This is a genomic window from Natrinema soli (assembly GCF_028618695.1).
On sequence record NZ_JAQIVI010000038.1, the window covers coordinates 1 to 2,271 of the forward strand.

The window sequence follows — 2,271 nt, forward strand, 5'->3', positions numbered from 1 at the left end:
CCGTCGGCGCGGGCGACCAGGCGGACGAAGCCGGCGCTCTCGAGCGCGCTCGTGGCGGACGCCAGCTCGGCGGATCGACCCTCGGTGGACATGCTGTGTTACTCGTCCTCGAGCTCGAGCAGCTCGGTCGCGACCTCGTAGGAGTACTGGAAGTCGGGCGCGATTTCGTCGCCGCGGTAGTACTTGACCAGGCGGCGAACCTTCGCTTCGGTGTTCTGCAGGGCGCGCTTGTTCTGGTAGTCCTGCTGGTTCTCGCGGACGTGCTCGCGCAGTCGAACGGCGCGTTCCATGAGGTTTCGGAGGTCCTCGGGGAACGCCGCTTGCGCGTCGTTCTCCTCGAGGATCTCGGTGATCTTCTTCCCGGTCGCCAGCTTGACGTCCGGGACGGGCGTGCCGGTGACGCCTTCGTCACGCAGCTTCATCCCGATCTGACTGGGATCGTGGCCCTGTTCTGCCAGTTCGACGACTCGGGCTTCGATATCGTCCGAGTCGACGTCGCTCCACTCCGGCGGTTCGTCTGCCGACGGCTTGTCCGAACCGGACGAGCCGCGACGGCGGGTGTGCATTCGTGCCATTGGTTGAGGATAGGAATCGCACTGACCGCGAGTGTCGTCTGTCGAGCGACAGTCGCTGCTCCCGTGATGGGAGTCACGCTGTCCGACAGTACGTGGCTCTCGCCGTGCACTTCCGCAATCCCAAGCCACCCGAAAGAGGGGGTGACGCAGTCGGATTTGCGGCCGTGCGCTTCCCACCACCGCTTCCGGCGTCGGGGACTAAAGCGTTTCTACATCGCCACCACAGTCGTCGGGCGGACGGGCGAGTCCGCCGCGGCAGCCGCGGGGCTGCCGGTCAGAGCAACAGAGCGAAGACCAGCACGGAGAGTCCGATCATGACGGCGGCGTGTTTCGCACCCGCTCCGATGTCGCCGGTGCTCAACTGGCCGGCGATCAGCCCCGAGAACGCCCCCTGAACGAGGGTCGCGTGGTAGAACAGCGTGGCGTAGGCGTCGGCACTGACCTGGGAGAACCCGCAAGGGCCGCTGATTCCGGAGCCGGACGCGACTGTCGTAAAGGAGACGGCCGACCGGCACGTCGACTGCCCGCTCTCACCAGTGTGACAGACCGCCGTGTCCGCTATCGATGAATTGTACAATCAATTACGGTGGCTAGTATAGTTTGTCGTGCGTTACGTTCATACCGCGGGAGTCCGAAGCAACTGGTACGGAATGAGGCGCGAGCACTTCACGTTAGATGTCACTCATATCGACTGGGTCGAGACCGACGGCGAACCGAAAAAGCCCATGGTATCGATCGATTTCACCGGCCCGGCGACGATGCTTCGCGAGCGCCTGACCGGTCCCGGCGGCGACGTTCTCGAGGCGAGCGAAACGGACGTGGCCCTCCGATTACAGGGGCCGCTGGGGGACGACACTGCAGGGGTAGTGAGCGTCACCAATCGTATCACCGGCGAGTTCATCCTCGAACTCAACGAGGACGCCGACGACGTCCTCCAGTTCATTCAGGCCGCGCGCGGGTACGGCGATGCCGCCGACGACGAGGGCCGGTACGCGGTCGAGATCACGCTCGACGGCGACTCGTTTGTCGACTACGATAAACGAACGTTTCTCGTCTACGACGACGAGGGGAGCCTGCTCCGGCAACACAGTCTAATCCCCAGCGGCGTCGAACTATAGACCCGATTAGGATTCGTTCCCATCGTTCGGACTGGCCCGGTGATTTCACTCGTTTCTTGCGTCCCGACGGAGAACGGATTCCGGTACACGCCACCGGGGCAACGGCTGGCGAACTGACGCGCCACCCCTCGCACGTTCGTCGGCGGTCCGAACAGTCAGTTTGATAGAGACGCACCGGCGACCCAGTGCTATGGTGGACAGGCGACGGATCGCGACGTACTGCGGGATCGTCGGGCCGATCGTCTCGGTGGGGGCCATTTTCCTCGCGACGATCGTCGCCCCGCCGGAGACGTTCACGTGGCAGGACCGGGCGCTCTCCGATATGGGTCGGTACGGGGCCCCGACGTTCTTGCTGTTCAACGGCGGGCTGATCCTGGGTGGGCTGGTCGGCCTCCCGTTCGGGTGGCGGCTCTGGATCGCGAGCCGAAACGCCGTCGAGCGCCTCGGCGTGGCCCTGCTCGCAGTCGCGATCGCCGGGATGATCGGCGTCGGCGTCTTCTTCCTCGACCATACGGCGGTCTACCTCGAGACGAGCAAGCACGGGTTCGCGGCGCTGACCGGGTTCGGCGTGGCACCGT

Annotated in this window: 4 protein-coding genes; 2 read left to right on the forward strand and 2 right to left on the reverse strand. The window is 64.9% G+C overall.

The window, feature by feature from the left end; all coding sequences use genetic code 11:
- Positions 1-98: 98 nt before the first annotated feature.
- Both PGX04_RS02800 and PGX04_RS34350 read right to left on the reverse strand, forming a co-directional pair.
- Positions 99-575 carry a 30S ribosomal protein S15 gene (locus PGX04_RS02800; protein WP_273737122.1) on the reverse strand — a complete coding sequence of 159 codons (477 nt, stop codon included), beginning with the start codon at positions 573-575 and terminating at the stop codon, positions 99-101.
- A 274-nt stretch (positions 576-849) separates the two neighbouring features.
- Entirely contained in the window at positions 850-1,152 is a 303-nt protein-coding gene (locus PGX04_RS34350; protein WP_377042256.1) for a hypothetical protein, read from the reverse strand.
- A gap of 73 nt (positions 1,153-1,225) precedes the next feature.
- Between PGX04_RS34350 and PGX04_RS02810 the strand changes: the two genes are divergently transcribed.
- Complete coding sequence (locus PGX04_RS02810; protein WP_273737123.1) at positions 1,226-1,693, forward strand: DUF5793 family protein; 468 nt, start codon at positions 1,226-1,228, stop codon at positions 1,691-1,693.
- A 190-nt stretch (positions 1,694-1,883) separates the two neighbouring features.
- The coding region (locus PGX04_RS02815; RefSeq protein WP_273737124.1) for a DUF998 domain-containing protein at positions 1,884-2,271 on the forward strand (388 nt) is incomplete at its 3' end.

Excerpts from the sequence above, each read along its gene's own strand:
- PGX04_RS02800 (WP_273737122.1), bottom strand. The coding sequence starts at position 575 with ATGGCACGAATGCACACCCGCCGTCGCGGCTCGTCCGGTTCGGACAAG.
- PGX04_RS02810 (WP_273737123.1), top strand. The coding sequence starts at position 1,226 with ATGAGGCGCGAGCACTTCACGTTAGATGTCACTCATATCGACTGGGTC.